The organism is Pseudomonas sp. TNT2022 ID642, from assembly GCF_028656995.1.
In the GTDB taxonomy this organism is placed as follows: Bacteria; Pseudomonadota; Gammaproteobacteria; order Pseudomonadales; family Pseudomonadaceae; genus Aquipseudomonas.
This window is the reverse complement of sequence record NZ_JAMDGW010000016.1, coordinates 166,015-191,042: the sequence shown is the minus strand read 5'-3', so window position 1 is coordinate 191,042 and position 25,028 is coordinate 166,015. Positions and strand designations below refer to the sequence as shown.

Genomic DNA, 25,028 nt, shown 5'->3' with positions numbered 1-25,028 from the left:
TGGCCCTCAGTGCGCGAGCGTCGGTTCGCGGCGCAACTTGTCGCCGGCCGGGTTGACCGCCTCGCGCAGAAAACCGAAGCCTGTGCGCCGATCAAGGCGAAACAGAGTGTTGGTGACGTAGACGTCATCGCGCACGCCGACCACCTCCACCACCTCGCTGACGCAGCGCCGACCATCGGGCATGCGTGTCAGTTGAATGACCACATCCAGCGCCGCGCAGATCATCTGCCGCAGGGTGCGTTCGGCGATGGTGCGTCCGGTCAGGCCGACGAGGGTTTCCAGACGCAACAAGGCGTCCTGGGCATTGTTGGCGTGTACGGTGCTCATCGAACCATCGTGACCGGTGTTCATCGCCGTCAGCACATCGACCACTTCGACGCCGCGAATCTCACCAAGGATGATCCGGTCGGGACGCATGCGCAGGGCGTTGCGGATCAAGTCGCTGGCCTTGACCTCGCCATGGCCCTCGGCGTTCGGCGGGCGGGTTTCCAGGCGCACAACGTGCGGGTGGCCGAGTTGCAACTCGGCAACGTCTTCGATGGTGACGAGGCGCTCGTGAGGATCGATCATCTGACTGAGGATGTTCAGCAAGGTGGTTTTACCGGTGCCGGTGCCGCCACTGATGAGAATGTTGCAGCGTTTGCCCACCGCTTCCTGGATGAAGTCGTAAATCGCCTGATCGATGGTTTGCATTGCCATCAGGTCAGTGCTCTTGAGCATGTCCTTGCGGAATTTGCGGATCGACAGGCACGGCCCGTCGAGGGCAATCGGCGGGATGATCGCGTTGACCCGGCTGCCATCCGGCAGACGCGCATCGACCATCGGCGACGACTCGTCGAGACGCCGCCCGAGCGGTGCAAGAATGCGCTGCATGACCCGTTCGACGTGATGCGCATCGATAAAGCGCAAGTCGCTCAGATGCAGCACGCCCTCGCGTTCGATGAATACCCGGTGCGGGCCGTTGACCAGAATCTCGGTGACCGCGTTGTCGCGCAGCAACACTTCCAGCGGACCGAAACCGGTCAGCTCATCGACGATTTCTTCCGCCAGACGCTCCATCTCGTAACGGGAAATCGCCAAGTGCAAGCGCGCGATGTACTCGGCGACCTTGTCGATGACGAACTGCGACAGCACCTGCCGCGAGCCCTCCAGCAGGTTTTTCCCGGACTCTTCGATGGCGTCGATGATGTAGCGGTGCAACACCAGTTTCAAACCATCGTGGTCGCTATTGCCGGCGGCATGACGTTGCGGCCCGCCGAACAGTTGCTCGCTGTTCATGATGTGCCTCGCAAGCGATCGAACCAGCTGACCTTGGGTTTGGCCAGCCCTTCGGAGCGTTTCGCCAGGCGTTCGCCGAGGGTGCGCAGGCTTTGGCTGATAGCTTCACGCGGGGCCAGGTCGAACAGGGTGACGCCCTGGTTCTTGGCGTTGAGACGAATCTCCGGACTGTAGGCGAGCACGGCGATCACCTCCAGGCCAAAGGTCTTGCCGAGGGTGTCGGAGTCCGGTGTGACGTTGCGCAGATAGCGATCCACCAGCAGCCGGCCGTGATCGAGTTTCATGCCTTTTTCGCGCCACAGATTGAGTACGGCGAGGTTGCGCCGGCAGTCGAGCACGTTCTGGTCGGTGTACCACAATAGCTTGTCGCAATGACTGACGAAGGTGCGCAGCGCTTCACTGTCAGGCTGGCCGGTAAGGTTGACGACAATGTGCTGGAAGTGTTGGCGCAACGCGCTGAGCAGCATGTACAACTCGGCGGCGCTGGTGCGCTCCAGCGGCTCGTCGCCCGCAGCGTAAGCGAGGATGCGCAGACCCGCTTCGGCGCTGGTGAAAGCACTGTCGATCAGGGTCGCGTCGAGACGTCGCAAGTGGCGCAATGCATCGCCGAAATGGAACGAGCTCTCAAGCCCGAGCAGGGCCAGGCTGTCGCCGCGCGGTAAGCCCAGATCCAGCAGCAACGTTTGCTGGCCGCTCTTCTGCACCACCAGCGCCATGTGGTTGGCGAGCAGAGCGCCATCGGCGTTGCTCTGCACTCCGTAGAGCACGGTCAAACCGCCGAGCTGGGCATTCGGTGTCACCGGCGGCAGGCGTTTGCTCAAACGCCGCACCAGCCCGGCGACCTCACTGGAGCGCGAGCCGTAGGCGACGAAATCCCGAGCGCCAGCGCGCATCGCGTTCAGCACAAGCTGGTTATCCATACCGTCGCCGAGGGCGACGATGGCGAGCATCGGCTTGGCTTCCAGTACACCCTCGATCAAGGCGCTTTGAGCAACCAGATGATCGCGATCAAGCCCTACGAACACCAGGCTGGCGAAGGTCACGTCGACCAGCGCCAACAACTCGTCAAGGCTGCCGCCACCAGCGCTGACCACTTGGCCGAGGGGCGCCAGCGCACCTTGCAGCCACTCAAGATCGGTGTCGTTGCGGGTGATGGCGAGGAAGGTCTGGCTGAGGCTCTGGCTCATTGCGATAACCCACTGCGTTTATCGAAGTTGCCGTTTTCGAGGAAGTACAGGCGATACCAGTTCGGGTCGTAGTTGCGCAGTTTTTCCCCCGGCAGTGACGGCAGCGGCGCATTGGCCGCCAGTGGCTGCACCAGGTGTGGGGTGACGATCATCAGCAGCTCGCGCTCTTCGCGATTGATTGAAGAATTGCGAAAAAAAGCGCCGAGTATCGGGATGTCACCCAGGCCGGGAAACTTGTTCACCTGAGAGGCGTTTTGCGTGCTGATCAGGCCACTGATCACGAAGCTCTCGCCATCGGCCAGAGAGATGCTGGTGTCGGTGCGCCGAATGGTGAACGCCGGCACCGTGGTACCGCCGATGGTCACGCCATTGTTGTAGTCCAGCTCGCTGACTTCCGGGGCGACTTTGAGGGCGATGCGGTCGTTGCTGACCACTGTCGGGGTCAAGGTCAGGCGGATGCCGAACTCCTTGTACTCGATGGAGTAACTGTTGCTGTTGGCGCTGGGCACCGGGATCGGGATTTCACCGCCGGCCAGGAAGCTCGCGCTCTGCCCGCTCAGCGCCACCAGGCTTGGCCGCGCCAGGGTGTAGGCGAATCCGCTGCCCTCGAGCGCGTTGACGATGCCAAGGAATTTGCTGCTGCCGCCGCCCCAGACAATATTGAACATATCGTTGGCCAGGGGGATGCTTGGTACCGCGATGCGCGGATCGATGTTGGCCAATGGCACGACGCCAGGCGTGACCCCGGTGTTGGGCACCGTACCCGGTGCGCCGAAAAGGAAATTGTTCGAGCCTTTGCCGTAGATCGAGGTGCCCGCTTCCTTGAGTTTGGTCCGGCTGACTTCGACGAAGCGGATGTCGGTCTGCACCTGAGAAGGCAAGTTCGGATCACCCGTCGCCGGCAGCGCAACGGTCGTCATCGCGGCACTGGCCTTACCTTGCACAAACACCATGCTCTGACGCGGGGTGCTGGCGCAGGCGCTCCAGATCATCAACGTGGTGGCGCCGGGCGCGACGCCGGTGAGCAGGATGCCCTGATCGCCCGTCACGCGCACGTCGGCAATTTTCGGATCGCCCACCGCCACCCGGGTGATCGCCACGGGGGATTGCAGTGCCTGTTGCAAACCTTCACCGACTTCGAGCGTCGCGGGCAGCGGGCCGAGCGCGGCGCAGTTGCCTGCAGCCGCGACGGCACTGCCGATCGAGGCGACACTCAGCAGCGAGGCCCGCAGCAAGCCGTTGAACAGAGGCGTAAAGCGTGTGCGCATGTAAAGGCGTCCTTGCTCGAATCAGGGAGTGGGTTGAGCGTTTTCGGCACCGCGGATGACTTCCACGGTCGGTTTTCGTGCAGCCGGTTGCCCGGCCATAGCCATCGGTCTGGGTGGCGCCGTCAGGGACAATTGGCTGAACTCCAGCAGCTCCCGCCGAGGCGTGTCGAGACGTGTGGCGGCATCGTTTTCACCAGCCCAGTATTTCGTCAGTTGCTGCTCATCGGCGCTGCGCACCGCGAGGCGCAATACACCGGCACCCGAGGCCAGCATCAAGCGGCTGAGCAATGTTTCTGGCACAGCCAGCACCACGCTGCGCGCGGCCAAGCGTTGTTGTTCCTGCTTCAGGCGTTCGTCGTCACTGCGCGCCGGGCCGGCGGGTTGACCATCGTTGGTCAGGCCCATCTGACTGCCGACACCCAGCACGCGCACGGCCGGCACCACCAGTTGCGCCGAGGCCTGTGGATTGCTTTCGTCCCTGCGCAAAAACAGCAGCACATCGACGTAATCACCGGGCGCCAACTGCCCGCCGGCAGTGATCACTTCATCCACGGCCACGGCCAGTGCGCGCTCACCGGGGCGGATCATCCGCGCCAGTTGGCTGCCCGGCTCGAAGCTTTCGTCATTCAGCCAACTGCCGGCGCTCAACGGCCGCCACGGCGTACGGCCGACCACCTGTTCGATTTTGCTCAGACTGCCGGCGGGCGCCGTGCGCAGTTTTTCCACGGCAACGTCAGCTGCGGTGATCTTCACGAAGGGGGCGATATCGCGCAGCAGCACAACGACAGGTTGCCGTGTGGGGTCTTCCACAGGTTCAGCCGGGACAGCGGGCGCGACGACAGGCGCCGCCACGGGTGCCGCGACCGTTTCGGTCACTGGCGGCCGGCTCAATGTGAGTCCCCAATATCCGGCGATGATGGCGCCCACCAGGAACAACCCGGCCAGACCCAAAGTGACGCGACTGTTCATGACGGCTCTCCCTTTCCCGCTGCGCTTGTCTCTTATGCAATGACCCGTGACTTCCAACGAGATAACTTCGCAATCAGGCAGCTATGAACAAGTAACTATTTCGCTATTTGACGGTAGCGCAGCCCGAACAAAACGCCATTACGAAGGTGGAAATATCCAACGAAAGTAGAGGCCTAAAGCGCCAAACGTGGTTTTTTTGCGTTAAACGACTGACTACTACTTAGGTGTTAATCCGTTCTTACAGTTGTAGGGTCGAGAAATGCCGACAATGCTGATGCTGGCACAGGGAAATCATGTTGCGAACGCGCAACACCTGGCGTGCTCAAGGAGAATTCTCATGTCGTATTCCCTCATTGTTCAAAAGATCAAATCCGAAATCGCGTTCTTCAAAGGCCTGGCAAAAGATACCGAAGGCGCCTCCGCCATCGAGTACGCGCTGGTGGTCGGTCTGGTGGCGCTGGTGATTGCCGCATTTGGTAACGGCATCGGTACGCAGGTCACCGCGATTCTGACCGCTATCCAGACTGCGCTGACTCCGACACCCTGATCGGGCCGATAACTTGTCAATGCGGCCATTGGGTTCTACCGTCAGCACTCAGTCCATTGCAGGTGTTGCCCATGAACTCTTCACTCACTTCGCGCCAGCAGTTGCTCCTCGTCGACGATGAGGAGGACGCACTGCTGGAGCTCGCGGAGTTGTTGGAGGGCGAAGGCTTCACCTGCCACACCGCCACGTCGGTAAAACTCGCTTTGCATCACCTGACCCGGCATCCCGATATCGCCTTGGTGATCACCGATCTGCGCATGCCGGAAGAAAGCGGCATGTCGCTGATCAAGCGTCTGCGTGAACATACTTCGCGTCAGCACTTGCCAGTGATCGTCACGTCCGGGCATGCCGACATGGAGGACGTCAGCGATATGCTGCGCCTGCAGGTGCTGGACCTGTTCCGCAAACCGATCTATCACGTGCGTTTGCTGGAAACCCTGGACAACCTGTTTCCCAAGTCCAAGACCCATAGCGCTGGAGGTGCATGACCCCGATCAGTACCGGGGTCATGTAATAGCCGTCAGTGCGCGGTGACCCGTTGCCGTCCCGAATTGCCGGGTGACAACGCCAGCGCCAATTGGGTGCGGTTATGCATGTGCGTCAGACGCAGCACCTGCGAGACATAGAGCTTCACCGTGTTCTCGGTAATGCCTAACTCACAGGCGATCTGATAGTTGGTCTGGCCCTTGCCCACCAACCGGGCGACATCGAGCTGACGTGGTGACAGCTGATTGAAAATCGCCGGTATCTCCACGCCTTCGCCATCCCCCGGCGCTTCATCACTCACGGGCGCGGGAGCTCGGCGTACTTTGTCGAGGTCTTGGTAGAGGTCGTCGATCGACTCGGAGAGGTATTGCAGCTTCTGATTCAAATGGCCCAGATGCAGGGTCTTTTGCCGTTCCTGCAAGGCTGCTTCCTGGCGCTGCAGACCTTCGAGCAGTTCATCCAGATCGATCGGTTTCTGGTAGTAGTCGGCGATGCCGGCGCGCAAGGCCTTGATGACGTCCTGCTTGTCGGCACGCCCGGTCAGCATGATGGCCTCGAACACCCGGTGTTTACCGGCCAACCGCTGCAGCTCCTGCACCAGTTGAATGCCGTCCATGTCCGGCATATGCAGGTCACACAGCACCAGGCCGATGGCGGGGTCTTCGACGAATTGCTCGATTGCCTGCTTGCTCGATTCGCAAGGCACGCAGTGGTAGCCGCTGCTTTCGATGAATTCGCAGAGTTCCTCGACGATCAGCGGCTGATCGTCGACCACCAGAACCTTTATCGCAGACGTAAGCTTGTTCACTTGCCACTCCATGCCCAGGCCAAAGGCTGACCGTTCCTGTACTGACAGCGCGAGGCTGTATAACGTTGATTTGAAAGTAGACCCACTTTCCTACTATGTACATAGCAGTAGTGGCGCTGCGCGACTAATGGATCCAACACAGAGTCAGAAATGTTCCGGTCAGCACGAACGGCGCAAATGGCAGCTTTTTTGACAGCGGCTGGCCTAGATATCGAAGATGTTCTCTAAGCCCTTGACCCATATGCGGCCAGAGTTTTGGCACCAGCAGGATCCAGATGACGCTGGACAGCGCAGCGCCGATAAACGCGCCGAGCAGCACAGTGCCGTTCGTCGCAAGAGCCAAGGCTGTCATTAATTTCACATCGCCGGCGCCAAATCGTTTCAGAATATAACCGGGAAGAGTGAGGGCCAGCGCCAGCAACAGTGCCCACCCCGCCTGCGCCATGTCGGCACCGAGCCAGGTGTTGCCGGTACTCAGCAAATACACCAGCGCCAACCCGCCCACCCCGAGGGTCAGGCTGTTGCCGATATGCCGCTGCCGGGCATCCTGCGCCGCGCAGAGTGTCAGCCAGAGGAGTAAGACAACGCTGTGCATGCGGTAAAAAACGTCCGTTTTGGCTGAATGATTCTATGCTGATATTACGTAGTGAATGTCAGGGTAGACGCACTCATGAAATCCGGCCTCCCCCGCAAGCAAAAAGGCGCCGTCGCTATCGAATTCGCCTTGGTGTTCATCATTTTTTTTGCCGTGTTTTATGGTCTGGTCAGCTACAGCCTGCCGCTGTTGCTGATGCAGTCATTCAATGCATCGACGGCCGAGGCGGTACGCCGTAGCGTTGCACTTGATCCGGCCACCGCCAATTACCCCGCCGCCGTCACCGCCACTGCCAGAGCCGAGCTGAACCGGCAACTGGCCTGGCTGCCTGGCGCCCTGAACTTCAACGCGACCGCAGACAGCACCATCACTTATACCGGCGGCGTGCTGACGGTGACCATCAACTACCCCACCAGTAAACTGAATCAGGCACTGCCGTTTCTGGTGTTGCCGGGCATCGGCTCGGTGCCGCGCCTGCCGGCGACTTTGCGCGCCTCCTCGAGCCTGCAATTTTGAGTTCCGCTGACAAGCTGTTCGCTCGCCTGCTCAATCGCCACCCGGAAACCGTCCCGCCGGGTAACAGCCCTCAGGTGTCCAGTGTCGGCCTGCAGCTGTATCTGGATGGCGCCGGCCAGGTCAATCATTTGAGCGGGCCGCTGCGCCATGTCCTCGCGCAGCGGCTGGCCGCCAGTCACCCCGCGCACCTGCTCGAATACGTCTTGCCGCACAGCAGTCTTGCGCTCGAAGGCGGCCCCGCCGACTGGCAGGGACAAATGCTCGACCTGGATTTTTTCAGCCTGGCCGGTCCGCCGCTGCATTTGCGCGGTTGGCTGCAGGCACAGGGCGATGGCTGGCTCCTGCAACTGCTGGACATTGGTGACCTGCTCGGCGAACGACGGCAGACGCGCAGCCGCGAGCAATGCCAGTTGCTGGCCACGCAAATACGCGACCATTTGCGCCTGGGCAGCCTCGCCCGTCTGCCTGATGTATTGGGCGAGCAGTTGCAACGGCTGAGTCAGCATTTGCACGTGCCCTGTCTGGCGGTGGCATTGCTCGACGAACAGGGTCAGGGCTGGCAGATCCATCAGCATTACGCGGCGCTGAATGCGCCGCAGATTTGGCGTGACCAGCAAGCACTGGGCACAAGTCTGGACAGTCTCAACGGCGCGTTGCCGCAACGCCTGTCACCTGGCGAACAACCGCGCCTGAGCGCCTTGCTCGGCCCGAACGAAGGCTTCGCCGTGCCCTATCGCGACGCCCAAGGCGTGGCCGCATGGCTGTTGTGCGCCGCTTACAACCCGCAGCAACAGGCGCCGGACCTGAACGATCACGACTGGCTGTTGCTGGCCGCAGCAGTCGCCGCGCCGTTACTGGAACGCCTGCGCGAGCATCGCCACCATCAGCAACTGGAGCGCCTGGATGTGCTGCAAGCGCTGCTCGGCACCGGTTGGTGGGAAATCAGCAACGACCGCGCCGACGTGCAACTGGCGCCGGCACTGGCTGAGAGTCTGGGGCTTGCGGCGCAACGGTTGCCGATTGAGGACTGGTTCAACCGCGTGCATCCCGCCGACCGCGATGAACTGCGCAGTCGCCTGCAAGCCCTACAGGATGAAGGCAGCCCATTGGAAATGTGCGTGCGCTTGCAAGGCAGCGATCAAGCGTTGCCGTTATGGTATCGCCTGCAAGGCCGCTCGCTGGGCATCGGCGCCGAACGCCGGTTGGTCGGTTTCATGCTCGACATCAGCGACATCAAGAATCAGCAGCAACAGGCCGCGACCGCCCATGCGCGGCTGGATAACCTGATCGCCAGCTCACCCGCCGTGATCTACGTGCAGCGCTATGTCGAAGGTGCGCTGCAACCGACATTCTTCAGCGCCAGCCTGCAACCGTTGCTCGGCTGGAGTCTGGCCGACTGTGACAATGGCCGACTGGTGGAACACGTGCACCCCGAAGACCGCCCGCGCTACTTCGAACGCACCCGCCTGTTGCTGCGCGAAGGCACGGTGAGCGCGCGTTATCGAGTGCTTGACCGCGACGGCAACGCCCACTGGCTGCTCGATGAAGCCAGGCTGCTGCGCGACGATCTCGGTCTGCCCGTGGAAGCGGTGGGCTTGTGGCTGGACGTCACCGAGGCCACGCTCGCCGCCGAACAGGTCAAGGCGAGCGAAGAGCGCTATCGGATTCTGGTCGAAGACTCGCCGGCGATGATCTGCCGCTATCGCCCGGACCTGACACTGACCTTCGGCAACCGGCCTTTGGCGACGTATCTGGAGTGCCCGCCGGAGCAATTGCCCGGGGTCAATCTGGGCAGCTGGATGTCCGACGATCAGCGCGAAGCCTTCCTTTTGCGCATCGGCCAATTGACTCCGGAACTGCCGGTGAGCACCGCCGAAATAAATCTGCGCCTGCCCGGTCGCGAACATGCCTGGTGGGTCTGGTCGGATCGCGGGGTGTTCGATGCACAGGGGCAACTGGTCGAAGTGCAAGCGGTGGGCCGTGACAACACCGAGGTGCGGCGCTCCCAGCAACAACTGACGCAGAGCGCAAAAATGGCCACCCTCGGTGAAATGGCGACGGGCCTGGCCCATGAAATCAATCAACCGCTGAACGTGATGCGCATGGCCATCGTCAATGTGCTCAAGCGCCTGGGCAACGGTGATGTGCAAATCGATTATCTGACCGACAAGCTCAATCGCATCGACGCGCAAGTGCAACGGGCCGCGCGGGTGGTGGATCACATGCGCGTGTTCGGGCGCCGCTCGGAAATCGAACAACATCCGTTCAACCCACTCGAGGCGATTGAAGGCACGTTGTCGCTGTTGTCCGAAGGGCTGCGCGGCAAAGGTGTCGAGGTGCGCATCAAAGAGGCTGGTTTCCAGGTCGAGGTGCGCGGTTACGTCGATCAACTTGAGCAGGTGCTGATCAACCTGATGGTCAACGCCCGCGACGCCTTGCTCGGCAAGCGCGAAGCCGATCGCGACTTCCAGCCATGGATCGCCGTGCATGCCGAGTGCGATGAACACGTCGTGCGCTTGTGGGTCGAGGACAACGGCGGCGGCATTGACCCGCGCCTGCTGGAACGCATTTTCGAGCCGTTCTTCACCACCAAACCGGTCGGCGTCGGCACCGGTCTGGGCTTGTCGGTGAGCTACGGCATCATCGAAAACATGGGCGGCCGCTTGAGCGTACGCAATGGTGCTGAAGGTGCGCGGTTCTGCATCGAGCTGCCGATTGCGCTGAGCGATTAGATCACCAGCGTCGGTTGTCCGGGCGGTCGACAACTGAGGTTGGCGCCGACATCGACCCTGTTCAGGGTGATGCCGAGGTTGGCGAGCAAACCGTCCAGAATCGGGTCGAGCACCGGGCTCAACAGATTATCAATGACCACGCCCAGCGTGTTGTTGACGCCGGCCAGCACATCGGCGGTGGTGGTGAGCAAGCCGCCCAGCAGGCTTGAGCCGGTGGGTTTGTAAGCCTGAATCTGAACCCCGCTCAACGTGCCTTTGAGGCTATTGACCACACCTTGTGTACCAAAACTGTAGGTCTGCGGCGTTTGCTTGATTTCCGGCGGTTGGTTGTAGGTATGGATGTTCTGAGTGCTGGCCACCGTGGTGTCGACCTTCACGCCGAGACCGCCGCCGTAGAACGGTTTGCGCGAGTTCGGGTCACAGGTGGCCGAACCCAGGCCCAACAAGGGAATGGTGCAGGTGATCACGCCGACATCAATCAATGCCAGCGGCTGCACGGTGACATCCGCCGCAGATGAAAACGCGTTGGTCGCGTCGATCTTGCCGACCTTGAGTTTGACCAGCGAGGAGTTGGTCTGGGTGGTCAGGCTTTTGCTCGCATCGCTGACGCAGTTGAAATCGGTGACATGGCTGTCGGCTGCAGCGGCCTCCAGCAAAATGTCGATGGAAGACGTGGGCAGAATTTGCAGGTTGGTGCGCTCACAAGTGCCACCCAAGGTGCAGAACAACGAGTTCAGCGTGCCGGCAATGTTCAGGTGCAAAAGGTTGTTGAGGGTGTCCGTCAGCCCGCCCACCAAGGGCGTACTGGTAATCGCGCTGGCCAGCCCGGCCACGCCTGACAGCACGGGCAGATTCAGCGAGATCAACGTGCGCACCTGCGCGGTTTTCACGTAGATTCGATTGGCGCCCATGGGGTCGGCCTTGGCCAGCACCGGGTTGCCCACGGCGGACAATTGCGGTGGCTGGATGACTTTGACTTTGACCGAGCCGTTGACCAGCCCCGGAATACTGAGCGGCACCGTTGCGGTGAGCGCGTTCTCGCTGTTGGCCACTTGCACGACGGCTTCAAGCAGCTGGAACACCTGCAGATTGGCATTGAGCGCAGCCGACGTGGCACCGGTCTGCAACTGCAGCAATTTGCCCAGCGCCACTTCGCTGTTACCGACCACCGCTTTGAGTCCGAGCAAGCCGTCGACCGCGATGCTGGTCGTGGTGCCGCCCTTGGTCAACACGGTGATGGCGGTGTCGAGCAGTTGGCCAACCCGGATGCTCTTGGCCAGCAACTGGGTGTAGTTGCCGGCGTCGACGTTAACATCGAGGGCCAATTGATTGAGATAACCGAGCAGGTTGATATTGCTCTGCACCAGCCCATTCCATCCGGCGACGCTGAGGTTGAGGCTGCCACCGAGCATTCCCCCCCATATCGAGTTGAGGAGCGCAGACTTGCTGGCATCCACGGTGGCCAGCGTGGTGCCGATGGTCAACTGAGCCTGGGGCGGAAGAATCGCCGAGGCGCCGACAGCTGTGGCCCCGAGACGCGTGGTCGGCGAGACGCCGCCCGGCGAAAACAACGCATACAACGCGGCGGCTACACTGGTGGGCACGACGCGGGTGGCGACCACGCTGATGGCCTCTTTCTTCGTGGCGTCGGCGGAGAAGCCGCGCAGGTTGTTCGCACCGGTTTGCACGGTGCCGCAGGTCACCACCAGGGTACTTCCCCCCTGCGCCACGGTGAAACTGTTACGCGCCGCACTGGCGGCCGCGTATTGGGCTGCACTGGCGCCTGGCAAGCAATCGCCACCCCGGGAAACAGCCTCCAGCGCAGCGACATCGACTACCCGCTGCAAGCGCCGTTGCTCCATGTACAAACGACCGCTGTCGACCACCAGCACCATGCACACCAGCGCCAGCCCGAGGGTCAGTACCGCCATCAAGCCGATCGCCCCGCGCTGACGGGCCGGGCCGTTGAATCGCGAACGAGGCGACATGGCGCACTCCTTTGCCGCTAGCTCCATTGATGCAAGTGAGTGTAGACGCGCAATCCCCCGTAGGAGCTACCGAAGGCTGCGATCTTTTGATCTTGGCCTCTAAAAAGCAAAATCAAAAGATCGCAGCCTTCGGCAGCTCCTACCGGGGGTCGTCGCAGGGCAAAAAAAATGGGAGCTCAAGGGCTCCCGTTTTCTCTGAACAGACTCAGCGTGGTGGATAGTTGGTAAGGATGCGGGCGACCGTCTCACGAATGGCATTGCTGCGATCCTGCGGATTCGGCTTGCTGGAGAGCATTTGCTCATCGCTGCCGCGCCACACCAGTTTGCCGTCCTTGCCGTCGAGCAGGTCGATCTGGATGGTTGCGACCTTATAGGTGATGTTGCGCGTTTCGTTGTACATCGGCGCGCCCCAATAGCCGTTCCACGGGCCACCCCAACCGCCGCCGTAATTGGTCGTCACTTGTTGCTGGCGATCCTCGACGATCAAGTAGGTCTGCACACTCAAGTCACCCTTGGTGCCCGCCGCCGCAGGACGCAAACCGCGCTGGTCGAGCTGATCGGCCACGGCCTGACGGATGCGTTGCTCGGTCAGGTCGCTCTTGATCCGTGGATCATCGGGACGATATTGCAGGGCGGGGTCTTTCCAGCTCCAGCTGCGATAGGCGGCAAAGTCGCGGCTGGCATCGAAGTCGTGATTGACCTGGTTGGCGGCGCAGGCGCTGAGCAGCGCGGCCATGGCCAATAAAGCGAGACGGCGGAACATGGGTTTTCTCCGGTGGAAGACATGAACCTGCGGGCGCTTCGAATGGGCACGAAGCTAACTGGGAGGATACGCCGACATGGCCTTTTCCACAGCCTCGCGGATCGAATCGGTGCGATCGATTTCGCTGCCCTTGTTCGCGGTTTCGGCACTGGCACTCCACACCGGTTGACCGCTGCCGGCGTCGAACAGGTTGACCTGCACCACCACGACCTGCTCGGAATACGTGCGCACGATCGGCACCGTGTTGTACATGCCGTAACCACGGCCATATCGATCGTAGCCGCCGTATCCGCCGCCGTAGTAACCGTAGTCGTCCTGGACCTGACGCAAGCGGGTTTCCAGACGCAGATTGGCGCTGACCAACAGGTCGGCCGGGCGATTGTCGTGCAATGGGCGCAAACCGCGCTGATCCAGCGCGTTGCTCACCGCTTCGGCCACTTGCGCCGAATCCGCCCAGGCCGTGCCCGGCGGCAGTTGCCCGTTGAGCCAGGCCCAGCTGCGATAGCGCCCGTAATCACGCGGCGGCGCCGGGTACGCGCTGCGGTCAAACGTAGTGGCGGCTTGCGCTGGCGCCGGCGGCAAGGGCCGCGATTGCGCCACGTACGGGTTGCTGCTCTGGCAAGCAGCCAACCCCAGACAGATCAGCAGTAACCCGGATTGAGCTTTCATGTCGCGCTCCGATCAGATCGGCCGGCAGATCCAGTGCAAGTAACGCCCAAGCCCGGCGAAGCTTGGGTGACGACGGTGAGCGAGCTCCATCTCAAGCAAATCCACGAGTTCGGCGCGGGCCTGGAATTCCACTGGCATGTAGTCGTGGAAAACCCGGATCCCGCTTTGGGTTTCGACCTGCCACAGGCCGTCGAGTTGCGTTGCCAATTCGCGCGGATCGAGCGGTTGCTGCGGGGTCAGGCTCTGCTTTTCGCCGGCCATGACATTCTTGCGCATTTTCTTGAAATGGCCTTTGAGCAGATTGCGATAAATCAGCGCATCACGGTTGTAGAACGCCAGCGACAGCAAGCCACCGGGTTTGGTCAGTTGATGCAGCACCGGCAGGATCGCGTGGGGTTCGGCGAGCCATTCCAGCACGGCGTGGCAGATCACCAGATCGTACGGTTCGGTGAGTTGGCCGAGCAGTTCCTGCCACGATGCCTGAATGAACGTCGCGGTTTGCCCGGCGTCGGCAAAACGCTGGCGCGCACCTTCGAGCATCGGCGCGGCCGGCTCGGTGAAGGTCACATCGTGGCCGCGCTCGGCCAGCCACAGCGACATGTGGCCGAGGCCGCCACCGACGTCCAGGACGCGCAACGGACGATCCGGCAGCGCTTCGGTCAGGTCAGCCTGCAACACCGCGAGACGGATCGCACCTTTGGCGCCACCGTAGATTTTTTCGGCGAAACGCGTCGCCAACTGATCGAAATGCCGGTCGCTCATCAGCTGAACCGCCGTTCGCTGTCGGCGAGCTTGGCACGCACCACTTCATTCATGTCCAACCCCAACTCGCTGCACAGCAGCAACAGATACAGGACGATATCGCCGACTTCCTGCCCGGCATGGGCGAGCTTGTCCGCCGACAGCTGGCGCGACTGGTCTTCCGTCAGCCACTGGAAGATTTCCACCAGTTCGGACATCTCGACGCTGGCCGCCATGGCGAGGTTTTTCGGGCTGTGAAATTGCCGCCAGTCATTGCGGTCGCGAATGGCGTGCAGGCGTTCGGTCAGTTCAACAAGGTTCATCGGGCTCTCCTGAAGGCGTATAGCTTCGGGGGGATACCCACCAAAGGCAAGCGGCGCAGGCGATCTAATGTGGGAGCGAGCCTGCTCGCGAAAGCGCTGTGTCATTCAACCCATCAGTTATCTGATCCACCGTATTCGCGAGCAGGCTCGCTCCCACACAGAATGGGTGCAAACCTTCTATCATGCAGGGAACTCGGCCACCTGCGTTGTGGCCCAAGGCTCAGCTCTTTCATCAGGATGCACACATGCAGGTAGAAAGCTTTTTCGAATGGCTCGGCCAGGCGCTCGGTTCGGTCATCCGTTTTATCGTCGATGGCCTCAGTGGCTTGTTCAACATTCTGAGCAATGCCGGTGGCAACTTTGTCGACGGGCTGGCCAAGACACTGGGGATGGACACCTCGATCATCAGCATCATCGCGCTGATCGTCGGACTGATGCTGTTGTGGTCAGCGATTCGGGCGTTCATGAATGCGTCGATCATTGCCGGGATCATCTGGTTGTTGCTGGGGTTGTGGTTGTTGAGCTGGATTATTCATTAAACGCTTGAAGAGCCCCTCATCGGAACGCCGCCCGCCTAACCCTCTCCCGGAGGGAGAGGGGACTGACCGGGGTGTTTTCGAGAAGTACACCGACCTGAGATACCGAGTCGAACTCGGGATAGGAATTAAACCGAGATCGGCCCCCTCTCCCTCTGGGAGAGGGCTGGGGTGAGGGTGGCTTCTACCGCTACAATGCCGCTCCCCAAGGAGCCCGCATGTCCACTCTGATCGCCGACTGGCGCGACCGCCCGACGCACCGCAAGGTCTGGGCACTCGCCGCGCCGATGATACTGTCCAATATTTCCGTACCGCTGGTGGCGCTGGTCGACAGCACTGTCATTGGTCACTTGCCTCACGCCCACCAATTGGGTGCGGTGGCGGTCGGCGCCAGCCTGTACACCTTTCTCGCCTGGGCCATGGGTTTTCTGCGCATGGGCACCACCGGGTTTGCTGCACAGGCCGCCGGGCGCAGCGACGGTGCGGCGTTGCGGCAGATTCTGTTGCAGGGTTTGCTGTTGGCCATGGGGCTGGCGCTGGTGCTTGGCACTTTGGGTGTGCCGCTGAGCGGAGTTGCACTGCACTTCATGCAACCTTCGGCGGAGCTGGATCAGCTCACTCGTGATTTCTTCCACACGCGGCTGTTCGGCCTGCCAGCGGCGCTGGCCAGTTATGCGCTGGTCGGCTGGTTTCTCGGCACGCAAAACGCCCGGGCGCCGCTGGCGATTCTGCTGACCACCAACCTGATCAACATCGTCCTCAATCTTTGGTTCGTCATCGGTCTGGACTGGGGCGTGGTCGGTTCGGCGCGGGCCTCGGTCATTGCCGAATGGAGCGGCGCCCTGCTCGGCCTGCTACTGACCCGCAAGGCGTTGCGGGCGTACCCGGGGCACATTGTCTGGGCGGCGCTGAAGATTTGGCAGAGCTGGCGCCCGTTGCTGGCGGTCAACCGCGATATCTTCATTCGCAGCCTGGCGTTGCAATCGGTGTTTTTCCTGATCACCGTGCAAGGCGCGCGGCTGGGCGATTCGACGGTGGCGGCCAACGCGCTGCTGCTCAATGGCTTGCTGCTGACCGCACATGCGCTGGACGGTCTGGCCCATGCCGTCGAAGCCTTGTGCGGACACGCCATCGGCGCCCGTAATCGTCTGGCCCTGCGTCGCTCGCTGGTAGTGGCCGGCGGCTGGTCACTGATCGCCAGTCTGGGCTTTGCCACACTGTTTCTGCTGGCCGGGCACCTGTTTATCGAGATGCAGACCGACATCCAGAGCGTGCGCGACACGGCGTTCGCCTACCTGCCCTACCTCGCCGTGCTGCCGCTGATTGCGGTCTGGAGCTACTTGCTCGACGGTTTGTTCATCGGCGCCACCCGCGCGCGGGAAATGCGCAACGGCATGCTGATCACCGTGGTTCTGCTACTGCCGTTCGCCTGGGCGCTGCAAGGTTTCGGCAATCACGGACTGTGGATAACTTTTCTGCTGTTCATGGTGTTGCGCAGCCTGACGCTTGGCGCGCAAGCCTGGTGGCTCAAGCGCAACGATGGCTGGTTCAGTAGCGGCGTTCACTGAGCCGGCGTGTGGGTGATAAACCCGACCACCTGATCGAGCACCGGCGCCAGTTGCCGCAACGGTCGTGACAAGGCTGCCACCAACGTAATGTGATTGGGCCGCGAATAATACAAGTCCTGCACCGGCACCCCGGCCTCGCGCAGCTTGCTCGCAAGTCCGCCGGTATTACGCGTCGGGTTGACCAGATCATCTTTGCTTGCAGCTATCAGCAGCGCGGGCGGTGCGCCGCGACTGACATGATTGATCGGTTGCGATTGCGCCGGCGAGTCCGGCCAGAAGAACACCGGACGCACTTCGGGATTCTCGATCGGCAGAAAGTCATACGGCCCGGCCAGACCGATCCAGCCCTGCAAATCCCCGGGCGACATGCCCACCGCCGCAAGCCATTCGCCATCCAGCGCGAGCATCGCCGCGTTGTAGCCGCCGGAGCTGTGGCCCATCAAATACAAGCGCTGCGGGTTGCCGGAAAACTCGCGGATATGCGCTTTGGTCCACGCCACCGCCCGCGCGCCGTCCTGCAGAAACAGCGGATAGCGCACCTGCGGATACAAGCGGTAATCCGCCACCACCGTGACAATCCCCCGGGACGCCAGCGCTTCACCGACAAAGCGGTAGTCGACGCGCGAACCGCTGTTCCAGCTGCCGCCATAGAAAAACACCACCACCGGCGCGCCGGGCATCGGCCGATGCGGCACATACACATCGAGCTTCTGCCGAGGGTCGTCGCCATACGCGATGCCCACGGTTTTTTCGTAAGTGCTGTCCGGGGTCAGCGCATTGAGCACCTGCACCGGCGAACAACCACTCAGCACCAGCAGCAATACAATGCCGATCACTGCGCCGATCCCTTGCCGGAAAAACCGTGTCATACGCGCCGAACCTCGCCTCAGGACTGATCGCCGTGCCACTGGCGTCGAACATGGTCAAGCCGCTGCTGTTGGGTCAGCCCCACCGGCGGTGGCACCAGCACGGCACGCGGATGCAGCAAGCGTAGCCATAACCAGCCATCGAGCACGGTGCGGTCGCTGAATCCCAGCGCCAGGCCTTGTTGAACATGGGAGGACATCGTCGCGTAATCGGTTCCCAGCGATTGGCACCAGCGCCAGATGTGCTGCTCCAGAAGACAGGTTTGCAGGCGCTCGCGCTGGCGACGGGTCAGGCTTTGTTCGATGCTCAGCGGCTCGACGGCGAGCCCCGGATTGCGCAACTGCTGCCAGCCCTGACTGCCAATCGCACGGTCGGCCCAGGTGCCGCCGAACCAGCGCAACTGGCGGATCGGGCCGAGCCAGCGACTCAGTTCGGCGGCGTCGCAAGCGTCGAAAAAATAGCTCGCGGTCTGCCGATTGTAATAACTGAGCAAGGCCCGATGACTCAATCCGAACGACACCGTGAGCATGCGCTGCAAGTGCCTCAGCAGCCGTTGCGCCGAGACCTCACTGCCAAGCAACAGCCCGCGCCAGGTGTTCGGGTCGCTGTGACACAACGCGGCCAATGCCGGGCAATCGCGCAAATCGATCAATACCGGGCCGTGCTCGCTGACCGGTTCGAACTCGGTGCCATCGAACAGACTGAAGCACTGCACATCGACAAACGCCTGGCGCAAGATCCGCAAGGCCTGCGGTGCATCCGGGCCATCGAGCAACAACCACTGCGCCATGGACTCAAGTGCCGCGCCACTCATGTCGCGCCGCTCTGTTCAAGCGCGGTGACCAGTCGACAACTGCACACCGACTGGGAGCAATGGTTGAAACTGCCGCCGCCGGGGATCAGGCACAACAGCAGCAAAGGTTCACCAGACATCAGTAGTTGCGGCAGACCGTCACTGAACAGGCTGTCGGGCAGTGGCAACTGCGGCACCTCGTCGAAGTCGCTGTCGGCGGCGGCGATGGGCGGCTGCAGCACACCGCTGATCATCGGCTGATCCGGATCGCCCTCGAAAAAGCTCACCACCACCTCGACGCCATCGCTCAGCGCGGCCATCGGTGCCTGTGCCAGAGACGGCGCGAGCGGCAGCCAACAGTGACTCGGCGCCGCCCCTTCGCCTTGATACAGCCAGTCGAATTGCACCGCCACCGGGCGTAAACGGTCGGGTTGTGGTTCATCGACCGCCACCACCCAGGCACGTTGCAGGCTGTGCATGCGCAGACGCGATGGCGCCTTGGCCGAGGCACACGGCAGCTGCACCGCGGCGAACAGTCGGTTGGTGTAGGGCGGTTCGTCGGATGGATCGGCGCGATGCTCAATGCGTGTCAGCAGCCATGGGCGATTGCATTCGGCGAAGGGATGCCCGGCCAAACGCAGCCAATGACCACTGCGCAACGCTGCCAGATCACTCTGACCTTCAGCGCGTTGTACGCCTGATACATTGGCCGCCATTGCACTTTGCAATTGCCATTGGTGCAAGGCCGCAGGACCGTCACCGTCGTCTTCACACCGATAACGCGCGGTACCCGCCAACGGCAGCTGCGCCGGATCATCGGCCAATACCAGACAATGCCGGTCGCGATGGTGTTCAAAGTAATAGTGAATCTGCGCCTGCGCGCACAAGCGCTGGAGCAGTTGCAGATCGGACTCGCGGTATTGGGTGCAGAACGTCCGGGCCGGGTAGTTGCCATGCAATTCGAAACGGCGCTGAGCACCAACGATCCCGTGCTCCCTGAGCACTTGCTCAATGATTTGAGGCACCGAACGGCCACTGAAAATGCGTTGGCTGTAGCGCAGCGCGAGGCAATCGAGTTTCGGCCCCAGACGGATCCGGCTCAACCGCATGCCTTGTCCATGCTCATGCTGGACAAGGCTTTGCAATTGCCCGTGCACGCCCTCCCCCGACGGCCCGAAACAAAGGAACGCCGAACGGTAAAGCAGGCCGGCGAGATCCAGGTGCGGATCGTCGATCAACACATCGATCTCGAACACAAAGGATTCGCTGAGGGCTTCGCTACCGGTAAAGGCCAGGACTTCGAAGGGGTCGGACAGGCCCGCTACATCGAGACGAAACGACGACTCGTTGACTGGATCGAACATGGGCGGATCTCTACAGGAGGGGCGGCCGGGGATTCTCGCCGAGAGCCATGGCCGAGTAGAGAGCTGAAGTACAACTTAGGAAATGACCTACGCGAAAAGCAGACCGGATGACTTTTCTGGCCGGGAATGCCAAGCCTTTCGCGAAGATTTTGGGAGATATCCCACCGGATCATCCGAATTTTCCACCACCTTCAGGAAAAATTCAGACAACCCGGCGAGATCGCCACCTGACCTCAGGAAGACAGGTAGGAGGAGCGGGTCAGGCCCAGACGCAAGGCATCGAGAAATTGCGTGCGCTCGCTGGCACTGATGCGGGCACTGGCGCACTTGTCGCGGTAGTGAGTCATCAGTTCTTCCGGCGACAAGTGCACATAACGCAGCATGTCTTCGATGGTGTCGTGGGTCTCGATGCCGGCGTGGTACACGCTGCCATCGGCGTTCTGGTAGATGTTCACCGAGTCGGTGTCACCGAACAGGTTGTGCATGTCGCCGAGGATTTCCTGATAGGCGCCCACGAGGAATACGCCCAGCAGGTAGTCTTCGCCTTCATTCAAACCGTGTACCGGCAGGCTGGTTTCGATGCTCTGCTCGTCGACGTACTGGTTGATCTTGCCGTCAGAGTCGCAGGTCAGGTCTTGCAGCACCGCGCGGCGCAGCGGCTCTTCATCGAGACGGTGCAGCGGGATGATCGGCAGCACCTGATCGATCGCCCAGGTGTCCGGCAGGCTCTGGAACACCGAGAAGTTGCAGATGTACTTGTCGGCCAGCTTGTCGTTGAGCTCGTCGAGCACCTGACGGTGCGAACGCTGACGGGCCTTCAGCGAGTTGTGCAGGCGACGGCACACCGCGAAGTAGCACTGCTCGGCCAGGGCTTTTTCGGCCAGGGTCAGTTTACCGTCGGCGTACTGCGCGGCCACGTCGCTCATGTAGTGCGTGGCGCGCCAGTAGGTTTCGGTGACCATTTCGATGTCGGTCGGGCCGAGCAGGTCAACCAGCCACTGCACGGTTTCCGGCAGCGACTCCTTGTTTTCGATCTGCGGGATTTCGTCGTTGTGCTTCTCGACGTCGGTCACCTGCACCACCAGCATCGCGTGGTGCGCGGTCAGCGAACGGCCGCTCTCGGAGAAGATGTGCGGATGCGGCAGGCTCTGCGCATCGCAGAATTCCTTGAGCATGCCGACCACGACACCGGCGTAATCGTCCATGTCGTAGTTGATCGAACTGGCATTGCGCGAGTGCGTGCCGTCGTAGTCGACACCCAGACCGCCACCGACGTCGATGTGATCGACCGGCAGACCGAGGTTGCGCAGCTCGCCGTAGTAACGGATGGCTTCTTTGAAGCCGTGCTGATAGTCAGCCAGGTTGGCAATCTGCGAACCCATGTGGAAGTGCAGCAGGCGAATGCCTTGATCCAGGCCCGCCGCGCGGAAGCGCTCGACCACCGACAGCAGTTGCGCTGCCGACAGACCGAATTTGGATTTCTCGCCACCGGTGTCCGCCCACTTCGACGACGCCAGCGACGACAGACGCACGCGCAGGCCGACCTGTGGCTTGACCTTCAGCGAGGCGGCTTCTTCGATCACCAGACCGACTTCGGATTCTTTCTCAATCACAATGAAGACATTGTGGCCGAGCTTCTGGCCCATCAGCGCCAGACGAATGAACTCGCGGTCCTTGTAACCGTTGCAAACGATGGTGCCGCCCTTCGGCGCCAGCGCCAGCACGGCCAGCAGCTCAGGCTTGGAGCCGGCTTCCAGACCGATGGAAACGTCCTGGGTAGCGATGATGTTCTCGATCACCGCTTCTTGCTGGTTAACCTTGATCGGGTACAGCGCGGTGTATTTGCTCTGGTATTCCAGGCGCTCGATGTTCGAATCGAAGGCGCCGGTCAACTGACGTACGCGGTCTTGCAAAATGTCGGGGAAACGAACCAGCAACGGCAAGGACAAACCGCTTTTGCGCAGTTGGTCAACTTGCTCGAACAGGTCGATAGGCGAGCTGCTCGGGCCGTTCGGACGAACTTCGACGCGACCGGCGTCATTGATCGCGAAATATCCGGCCCCCCAATGGCGAATCCCGTAAACACTGCGGCTGTCCGCAACTGTCCATTGGCTGCCATCGTCTTTGCGTGTGCGTCGTACGGACATCGAAGTCCCCTATAAAGAAGTCATAGTGCGTCGCCTGATCTCAGGCCGGCGCAGTCTAAAGTATGAAAATGACGGTTCGTCAGCGCGGCGGTAGACCGCGCTGACCGCGTGGAGTTTAGAAACCGGTCATGAACAGGCTCTGTGAAAACCATGGAGACGACGCCGGATCTGAACTGCTTCAGCGCCGGATCAAGCCGCAGATGGATTTCACAGAGGCTGCTAGCCGCCGGACTTCTTCGCTTTGAAACCGTGCTTGATCAGCTCAGCCAAGAGTAGCTCGACATGATCGCCCTGGATTTCGATGATGCCGTCTTTCAACGCCCCGCCAGTGCCGCAACGTTTCTTCAACGTTGTCGCCAACTCTTTGAGCGCGTCTTCGGCCAGGGGCACGCCGGTGATGGTGGTCACCGTCTTGCCGCCACGACCCTTGCTCTCGCGTCGCACGCGGGCAATGCCGTCGCCGGCCGGGATCACGGTTTGTTTGCAGATACAGGCGTCCACCGGCTGACTGCATTCCGGGCAATGACGACCTGCGTCGGTGGAAAATACCAGGCCACCTAAGGCGGCGAAGGATGCGGCTTTTTTGGCCACCGGCAATCCTCTTGGGAGGACAAAGACTGATCGCAACCTTGGGCAAGGTCAGCGACCGCGAAGCCCCACTCAGGCAGGGGCAGCGCTACTGCACCGGAATTTGGCGACGAGACTGCTGAGCCGTAGGAGCTGCCGAAGGCTGCGATCTTTTGATCCTGCTCTTGAAAAACAAGATCAAAAGATCGCAGCCTTCGGCAGCTCCTACAGTGGGTCAGCAGGCCAACCTCAAACTCTTTGGTGCAGTTTGAAAAGGTCGCGCAGTGTAACGGCAAAAATGCGACTTGCTAAGTGCCAATCGGCGCCAATTTATGTGTTCTTTGCGACGTCGCTTTGCTGCGCCTTCAGATAGCGCTTGAGCGCTGCCAGAGAGTCCGGGCAATAAGGCTTCTGCTCGATTTCCAGCATGACCTGCCCGACCGGAATAAAGCGTGCTTCAAGGACTTCTTCAGGCTGCAGTTTGAGCGGACCGTCCCACACAGCGGAAAACGCTGAACACCACAGACGATTGCCGGTGTCTTCGAAGTAGAAATGGTCATGGGCAGTCAGCTCGACACCGCTGACGCCCAATTCTTCTTCCAGCTCACGGGCCGCTGACTCGGCATAGGTCTCGTCCGCCTGTACCATGCCGCCCGCCGCGACGTCCCAGTAACCGGGATATATCGCCTTGCTCAACGTGCGCCGATGCACACAAAGCTCACCGGCGGAATTGAACAACATGATGTAGGTGCCACGGCCGATCAGCCCGCGCTCGCGCAGATCGGCGCGCACCAGGGCGCCGAGCAGGTTGTCCTGCTCGTCGACCCAGGCGATCTGTTCGGCATCCGAGGCGGCGCGATGGGCCGCCTCTTTGGCTTTCTGGCTCATGAATCAGCCCTGATTGAGCAGTTGACGCAAATCGATCACAGCAGCGTTGGCACGGGAAATATAGTTGGCCATGACCAGCGAGTGGTTGGCCAGCACGCCGAAGCCGCTGCCGTTAAGAATCATAGGACTCCAGACCGGTTCCTGAGAAGCTTCCAGCTCACGGATGATCTGGCGCACGCTGACGGTGGCGTTCTTCTTCGCCAGTACATCGGCGAAGTCGACTTCGATGGCGCGCAGCAAATGCGACAGCGCCCAGGCCTGACCGCGTGCTTCATAGAAGACGTTGTCGATCTGCATCCACGGAGTCTCGACGACTTCTTCGTCAACCTGCGGTACTTCGCCGATCGCCGGCACTTCGGTTTTCAGCGCGGTGTTAAGTTTGACCCGACCGACGCTGGCCGACAGGCGTTGTGACAGCGAACCGAGACGGGTGCCGACATCGCCGAGCCAGTTGTTCAGGTTGTCGGCGCGCGCATAGAACAGCGCGTTTTTCTGGGTTGGATCAGACAGGCGCGCCTGATAACGGCTCAGCGAGTTGATCCCTTCCTGGTACTCCGACTCACTGGACGGCAGGATCCAGCTCTTGTTGTCGAAGTTGAAGCGTGGCTCGGCCTTGGCCAGATCGGCATCTTCCGCCGACTGCGATTGCGAACGGGCAAAGTCTTTGCGCAGGGCACGGGTCAGGTCACGCACCTGCACCAGTACGCCGTATTCCCAGCTCGGCGTGTTGTCCATCCACAGGCCTGGCGGGAAGCGATCATTGGAAATATAGCCGCCCGGTTTGTTGAGCAGGGTGCCGGCGACGGTCTTCAGGGTTTCAACCGTGGTGTAGCCGATCACCATCTGCTTGCCTTCTTTCTCGGCAGCTACCTGAGCGTTTTGCGCGACCGGAAACAGCGCCGGCTCCTGGCTCCAGTACCAGCCCAGGCCAATGGTCACCAGCAGATAGAGGCCGATCAGCGTGGCCAAAGCTCGGCTGAACAGCACCCCACCGACATAGCTGCGGGCGGCCGACTTGGGCTCGGCGGCACGTTCGGGCGCGCTGCCCGCGCGGTTTTTCCAGTCCAGCATGGCGATATCCTTTCAAATCTTGGGTTCAACGGTTCGACCACAACCATACAACAACGTGCCAAGGCCGGGCACCCGCGAGTATAGATAAGCCGCAAATCATGTGGGCGAATGACGCTTCGACGCTCACTAAGGGAATCCCCGATGCCCACGCTTCAGCCCATCGGATTGAAAACCATCGCAAAGGTCATTCACTGCACGGATAAAAGCACCACTGCCCCGTCATCCTGACCACCCAGCTTAGTCAGGGAATGCCCGGCCTACGGGGACTTGTCAGACACCAAGGTCAAAAACAAAACCGCCCGGTCAGAAACTGAATGGTGACGCATTGCAGATTATTGACGTACGACACTCGTGTAA

At 61.2% G+C, this 25,028-nt stretch carries 24 protein-coding genes; 6 read left to right on the top strand and 18 right to left on the bottom strand.

Features of this window, described 5'->3' with window-relative positions; all coding sequences use genetic code 11:
* Positions 1 to 6 precede the first annotated feature (6 nt).
* Genes M5G26_RS17230 through cpaB form a run of 4 tightly spaced genes read right to left on the bottom strand, consistent with a single transcriptional unit; the run spans position 7 to position 4,702 of the window.
* The gene (locus tag M5G26_RS17230) at positions 7 to 1,278 is read right to left on the bottom strand and encodes a CpaF family protein (RefSeq protein WP_150693086.1); all 1,272 of its coding nucleotides are present in this window, start codon (positions 1,276 to 1,278) and stop codon (positions 7 to 9) included.
* Positions 1,275 to 2,465, bottom strand: a complete 1,191-nt coding sequence (locus M5G26_RS17225; protein WP_273916035.1) for a pilus assembly protein — start codon at positions 2,463 to 2,465, stop codon at positions 1,275 to 1,277. The genes M5G26_RS17230 and M5G26_RS17225 overlap by 4 nt, the downstream gene beginning before the upstream one ends.
* Positions 2,462 to 3,733: a type II and III secretion system protein family protein gene (locus M5G26_RS17220; protein WP_273916034.1), complete on the bottom strand. Its 1,272-nt coding sequence runs from the start codon at positions 3,731 to 3,733 to the stop codon at positions 2,462 to 2,464. Before M5G26_RS17220 ends, M5G26_RS17225 begins: the two co-directional genes overlap by 4 nt.
* 21 nt (positions 3,734 to 3,754) lie before the next feature.
* Positions 3,755 to 4,702 carry a Flp pilus assembly protein CpaB gene (gene cpaB, locus M5G26_RS17215; RefSeq protein ID WP_273916033.1) on the bottom strand — a complete coding sequence of 316 codons (948 nt, stop codon included), beginning with the start codon at positions 4,700 to 4,702 and terminating at the stop codon, positions 3,755 to 3,757.
* Positions 4,703 to 5,039: 337 nt separating this feature from the next.
* On the opposite strand from cpaB, the gene M5G26_RS17210 reads away from it, so the two are divergent.
* Positions 5,040 to 5,249, top strand: a complete 210-nt coding sequence (locus tag M5G26_RS17210; protein ID WP_038360610.1) for a Flp family type IVb pilin — start codon at positions 5,040 to 5,042, stop codon at positions 5,247 to 5,249.
* A gap of 71 nt (positions 5,250 to 5,320) precedes the next feature.
* Positions 5,321 to 5,737 (top strand): response regulator, encoded by a 417-nt coding sequence (locus M5G26_RS17205; protein ID WP_038360607.1) that lies wholly within the window; start codon positions 5,321 to 5,323, stop codon positions 5,735 to 5,737.
* Positions 5,738 to 5,769: 32 nt separating this feature from the next.
* Here the strand turns inward: M5G26_RS17205 and M5G26_RS17200 are convergent, their stop codons facing one another.
* The gene (locus M5G26_RS17200) at positions 5,770 to 6,543 is read right to left on the bottom strand and encodes a response regulator transcription factor (protein ID WP_134175722.1); all 774 of its coding nucleotides are present in this window, start codon (positions 6,541 to 6,543) and stop codon (positions 5,770 to 5,772) included.
* A gap of 124 nt (positions 6,544 to 6,667) precedes the next feature.
* Positions 6,668 to 7,138, bottom strand: coding sequence for a prepilin peptidase (locus M5G26_RS17195; RefSeq protein ID WP_150693081.1), 471 nt, complete (start codon positions 7,136 to 7,138; stop codon positions 6,668 to 6,670).
* Positions 7,139 to 7,213: 75 nt separating this feature from the next.
* Between M5G26_RS17195 and M5G26_RS17190 the strand changes: the two genes are divergently transcribed.
* Both M5G26_RS17190 and M5G26_RS17185 read left to right on the top strand, forming a co-directional pair.
* Entirely contained in the window at positions 7,214 to 7,654 is a 441-nt protein-coding gene (locus M5G26_RS17190; protein ID WP_273916032.1) for a TadE/TadG family type IV pilus assembly protein, read from the top strand.
* Positions 7,651 to 10,386, top strand: coding sequence for a PAS domain-containing sensor histidine kinase (locus M5G26_RS17185; protein ID WP_273916031.1), 2,736 nt, complete (start codon positions 7,651 to 7,653; stop codon positions 10,384 to 10,386). Before M5G26_RS17190 ends, M5G26_RS17185 begins: the two co-directional genes overlap by 4 nt.
* Here the strand turns inward: M5G26_RS17185 and M5G26_RS17180 are convergent.
* The 5 genes from M5G26_RS17180 to M5G26_RS17160 all read right to left on the bottom strand — a co-directional run bounded on the left by M5G26_RS17180 (position 10,383) and on the right by M5G26_RS17160 (position 14,870).
* A complete protein-coding gene (locus M5G26_RS17180) occupies positions 10,383 to 12,374 on the bottom strand; it encodes a pilus assembly protein TadG-related protein (protein WP_150693078.1) in 1,992 nt (663 codons plus the stop codon). The two genes, M5G26_RS17185 and M5G26_RS17180, sit on opposite strands and share 4 nt — an antisense overlap.
* A gap of 205 nt (positions 12,375 to 12,579) precedes the next feature.
* On the bottom strand, positions 12,580 to 13,137 hold the full coding sequence (locus tag M5G26_RS17175; RefSeq protein WP_273916030.1) for a DUF4136 domain-containing protein: 558 nt from the start codon (positions 13,135 to 13,137) through the stop codon (positions 12,580 to 12,582).
* Positions 13,138 to 13,191: 54 nt separating this feature from the next.
* On the bottom strand, positions 13,192 to 13,806 hold the full coding sequence (locus M5G26_RS17170) for a DUF4136 domain-containing protein (protein WP_273916029.1): 615 nt from the start codon (positions 13,804 to 13,806) through the stop codon (positions 13,192 to 13,194).
* Positions 13,807 to 13,818: 12 nt separating this feature from the next.
* Positions 13,819 to 14,568, bottom strand: coding sequence for a methyltransferase (locus tag M5G26_RS17165; protein WP_273916028.1), 750 nt, complete (start codon positions 14,566 to 14,568; stop codon positions 13,819 to 13,821).
* Positions 14,568 to 14,870, bottom strand: a complete 303-nt coding sequence (locus M5G26_RS17160; protein WP_034151553.1) for a MazG-like family protein — start codon at positions 14,868 to 14,870, stop codon at positions 14,568 to 14,570. The genes M5G26_RS17165 and M5G26_RS17160 overlap by 1 nt, the downstream gene beginning before the upstream one ends.
* 245 nt (positions 14,871 to 15,115) lie before the next feature.
* On the opposite strand from M5G26_RS17160, the gene M5G26_RS17155 reads away from it, so the two are divergent.
* Positions 15,116 to 15,409: a hypothetical protein gene (locus M5G26_RS17155; protein ID WP_007914623.1), complete on the top strand. Its 294-nt coding sequence runs from the start codon at positions 15,116 to 15,118 to the stop codon at positions 15,407 to 15,409.
* A 215-nt stretch (positions 15,410 to 15,624) separates the two neighbouring features.
* Entirely contained in the window at positions 15,625 to 16,974 is a 1,350-nt protein-coding gene (locus M5G26_RS17150; protein ID WP_273916027.1) for an MATE family efflux transporter, read from the top strand.
* Here M5G26_RS17150 and M5G26_RS17145 read toward each other — a convergent pair.
* The 7 genes from M5G26_RS17145 to M5G26_RS17115 all read right to left on the bottom strand — a co-directional run bounded on the left by M5G26_RS17145 (position 16,968) and on the right by M5G26_RS17115 (position 24,671).
* Complete coding sequence (locus tag M5G26_RS17145; RefSeq protein WP_273916026.1) at positions 16,968 to 17,843, bottom strand: alpha/beta hydrolase; 876 nt, start codon at positions 17,841 to 17,843, stop codon at positions 16,968 to 16,970. The genes M5G26_RS17150 and M5G26_RS17145 overlap by 7 nt on opposite strands.
* Before the next feature lie 17 nt (positions 17,844 to 17,860).
* On the bottom strand, positions 17,861 to 18,655 hold the full coding sequence (locus M5G26_RS17140) for a DUF4123 domain-containing protein (RefSeq protein WP_273916025.1): 795 nt from the start codon (positions 18,653 to 18,655) through the stop codon (positions 17,861 to 17,863).
* Complete coding sequence (locus M5G26_RS17135; protein ID WP_273916024.1) at positions 18,652 to 19,998, bottom strand: type VI secretion system Vgr family protein; 1,347 nt, start codon at positions 19,996 to 19,998, stop codon at positions 18,652 to 18,654. The genes M5G26_RS17140 and M5G26_RS17135 overlap by 4 nt, the downstream gene beginning before the upstream one ends.
* 233 nt (positions 19,999 to 20,231) lie before the next feature.
* Positions 20,232 to 22,145: an arginine decarboxylase gene (speA, locus tag M5G26_RS17130; RefSeq protein WP_038360569.1), complete on the bottom strand. Its 1,914-nt coding sequence runs from the start codon at positions 22,143 to 22,145 to the stop codon at positions 20,232 to 20,234.
* A gap of 219 nt (positions 22,146 to 22,364) precedes the next feature.
* On the bottom strand, positions 22,365 to 22,736 hold the full coding sequence (locus M5G26_RS17125; protein WP_016984929.1) for a translation initiation factor Sui1: 372 nt from the start codon (positions 22,734 to 22,736) through the stop codon (positions 22,365 to 22,367).
* Between the two features lie 306 nt (positions 22,737 to 23,042).
* Positions 23,043 to 23,600 carry an NUDIX hydrolase gene (locus tag M5G26_RS17120; protein ID WP_150693072.1) on the bottom strand — a complete coding sequence of 186 codons (558 nt, stop codon included), beginning with the start codon at positions 23,598 to 23,600 and terminating at the stop codon, positions 23,043 to 23,045.
* 3 nt (positions 23,601 to 23,603) lie between these two features.
* Positions 23,604 to 24,671 carry a DUF2333 family protein gene (locus M5G26_RS17115; RefSeq protein ID WP_007914608.1) on the bottom strand — a complete coding sequence of 356 codons (1,068 nt, stop codon included), beginning with the start codon at positions 24,669 to 24,671 and terminating at the stop codon, positions 23,604 to 23,606.
* Positions 24,672 to 25,028: the final 357 nt, after the last annotated feature.

What these genes read in the sequence shown, in the direction of transcription:
- M5G26_RS17225 (WP_273916035.1), bottom strand. Translation starts at nt 2,465, where the DNA reads ATGAGCCAGAGCCTCAGCCAGACCTTCCTCGCCATCACCCGCAACGAC.
- M5G26_RS17115 (WP_007914608.1), bottom strand. Translation starts at nt 24,671, where the DNA reads ATGCTGGACTGGAAAAACCGCGCGGGCAGCGCGCCCGAACGTGCCGCC.
- M5G26_RS17155 (WP_007914623.1), top strand. Translation starts at nt 15,116, where the DNA reads ATGCAGGTAGAAAGCTTTTTCGAATGGCTCGGCCAGGCGCTCGGTTCG.
- M5G26_RS17180 (WP_150693078.1), bottom strand. Translation starts at nt 12,374, where the DNA reads ATGTCGCCTCGTTCGCGATTCAACGGCCCGGCCCGTCAGCGCGGGGCG.
- cpaB (WP_273916033.1), bottom strand. Translation starts at nt 4,702, where the DNA reads ATGAACAGTCGCGTCACTTTGGGTCTGGCCGGGTTGTTCCTGGTGGGC.
- M5G26_RS17195 (WP_150693081.1), bottom strand. Translation starts at nt 7,138, where the DNA reads ATGCACAGCGTTGTCTTACTCCTCTGGCTGACACTCTGCGCGGCGCAG.
- M5G26_RS17135 (WP_273916024.1), bottom strand. Translation starts at nt 19,998, where the DNA reads ATGTTCGATCCAGTCAACGAGTCGTCGTTTCGTCTCGATGTAGCGGGC.
- M5G26_RS17160 (WP_034151553.1), bottom strand. Translation starts at nt 14,870, where the DNA reads ATGAACCTTGTTGAACTGACCGAACGCCTGCACGCCATTCGCGACCGC.
- M5G26_RS17210 (WP_038360610.1), top strand. Translation starts at nt 5,040, where the DNA reads ATGTCGTATTCCCTCATTGTTCAAAAGATCAAATCCGAAATCGCGTTC.
- M5G26_RS17150 (WP_273916027.1), top strand. Translation starts at nt 15,625, where the DNA reads ATGTCCACTCTGATCGCCGACTGGCGCGACCGCCCGACGCACCGCAAG.
- speA (WP_038360569.1), bottom strand. Translation starts at nt 22,145, where the DNA reads ATGTCCGTACGACGCACACGCAAAGACGATGGCAGCCAATGGACAGTT.
- M5G26_RS17190 (WP_273916032.1), top strand. Translation starts at nt 7,214, where the DNA reads ATGAAATCCGGCCTCCCCCGCAAGCAAAAAGGCGCCGTCGCTATCGAA.
- M5G26_RS17145 (WP_273916026.1), bottom strand. Translation starts at nt 17,843, where the DNA reads ATGACACGGTTTTTCCGGCAAGGGATCGGCGCAGTGATCGGCATTGTA.
- M5G26_RS17220 (WP_273916034.1), bottom strand. Translation starts at nt 3,733, where the DNA reads ATGCGCACACGCTTTACGCCTCTGTTCAACGGCTTGCTGCGGGCCTCG.
- M5G26_RS17230 (WP_150693086.1), bottom strand. Translation starts at nt 1,278, where the DNA reads ATGAACAGCGAGCAACTGTTCGGCGGGCCGCAACGTCATGCCGCCGGC.
- M5G26_RS17205 (WP_038360607.1), top strand. Translation starts at nt 5,321, where the DNA reads ATGAACTCTTCACTCACTTCGCGCCAGCAGTTGCTCCTCGTCGACGAT.
- M5G26_RS17170 (WP_273916029.1), bottom strand. Translation starts at nt 13,806, where the DNA reads ATGAAAGCTCAATCCGGGTTACTGCTGATCTGTCTGGGGTTGGCTGCT.
- M5G26_RS17165 (WP_273916028.1), bottom strand. Translation starts at nt 14,568, where the DNA reads ATGAGCGACCGGCATTTCGATCAGTTGGCGACGCGTTTCGCCGAAAAA.
- M5G26_RS17175 (WP_273916030.1), bottom strand. Translation starts at nt 13,137, where the DNA reads ATGTTCCGCCGTCTCGCTTTATTGGCCATGGCCGCGCTGCTCAGCGCC.
- M5G26_RS17120 (WP_150693072.1), bottom strand. Translation starts at nt 23,600, where the DNA reads ATGAGCCAGAAAGCCAAAGAGGCGGCCCATCGCGCCGCCTCGGATGCC.
- M5G26_RS17140 (WP_273916025.1), bottom strand. Translation starts at nt 18,655, where the DNA reads ATGAGTGGCGCGGCACTTGAGTCCATGGCGCAGTGGTTGTTGCTCGAT.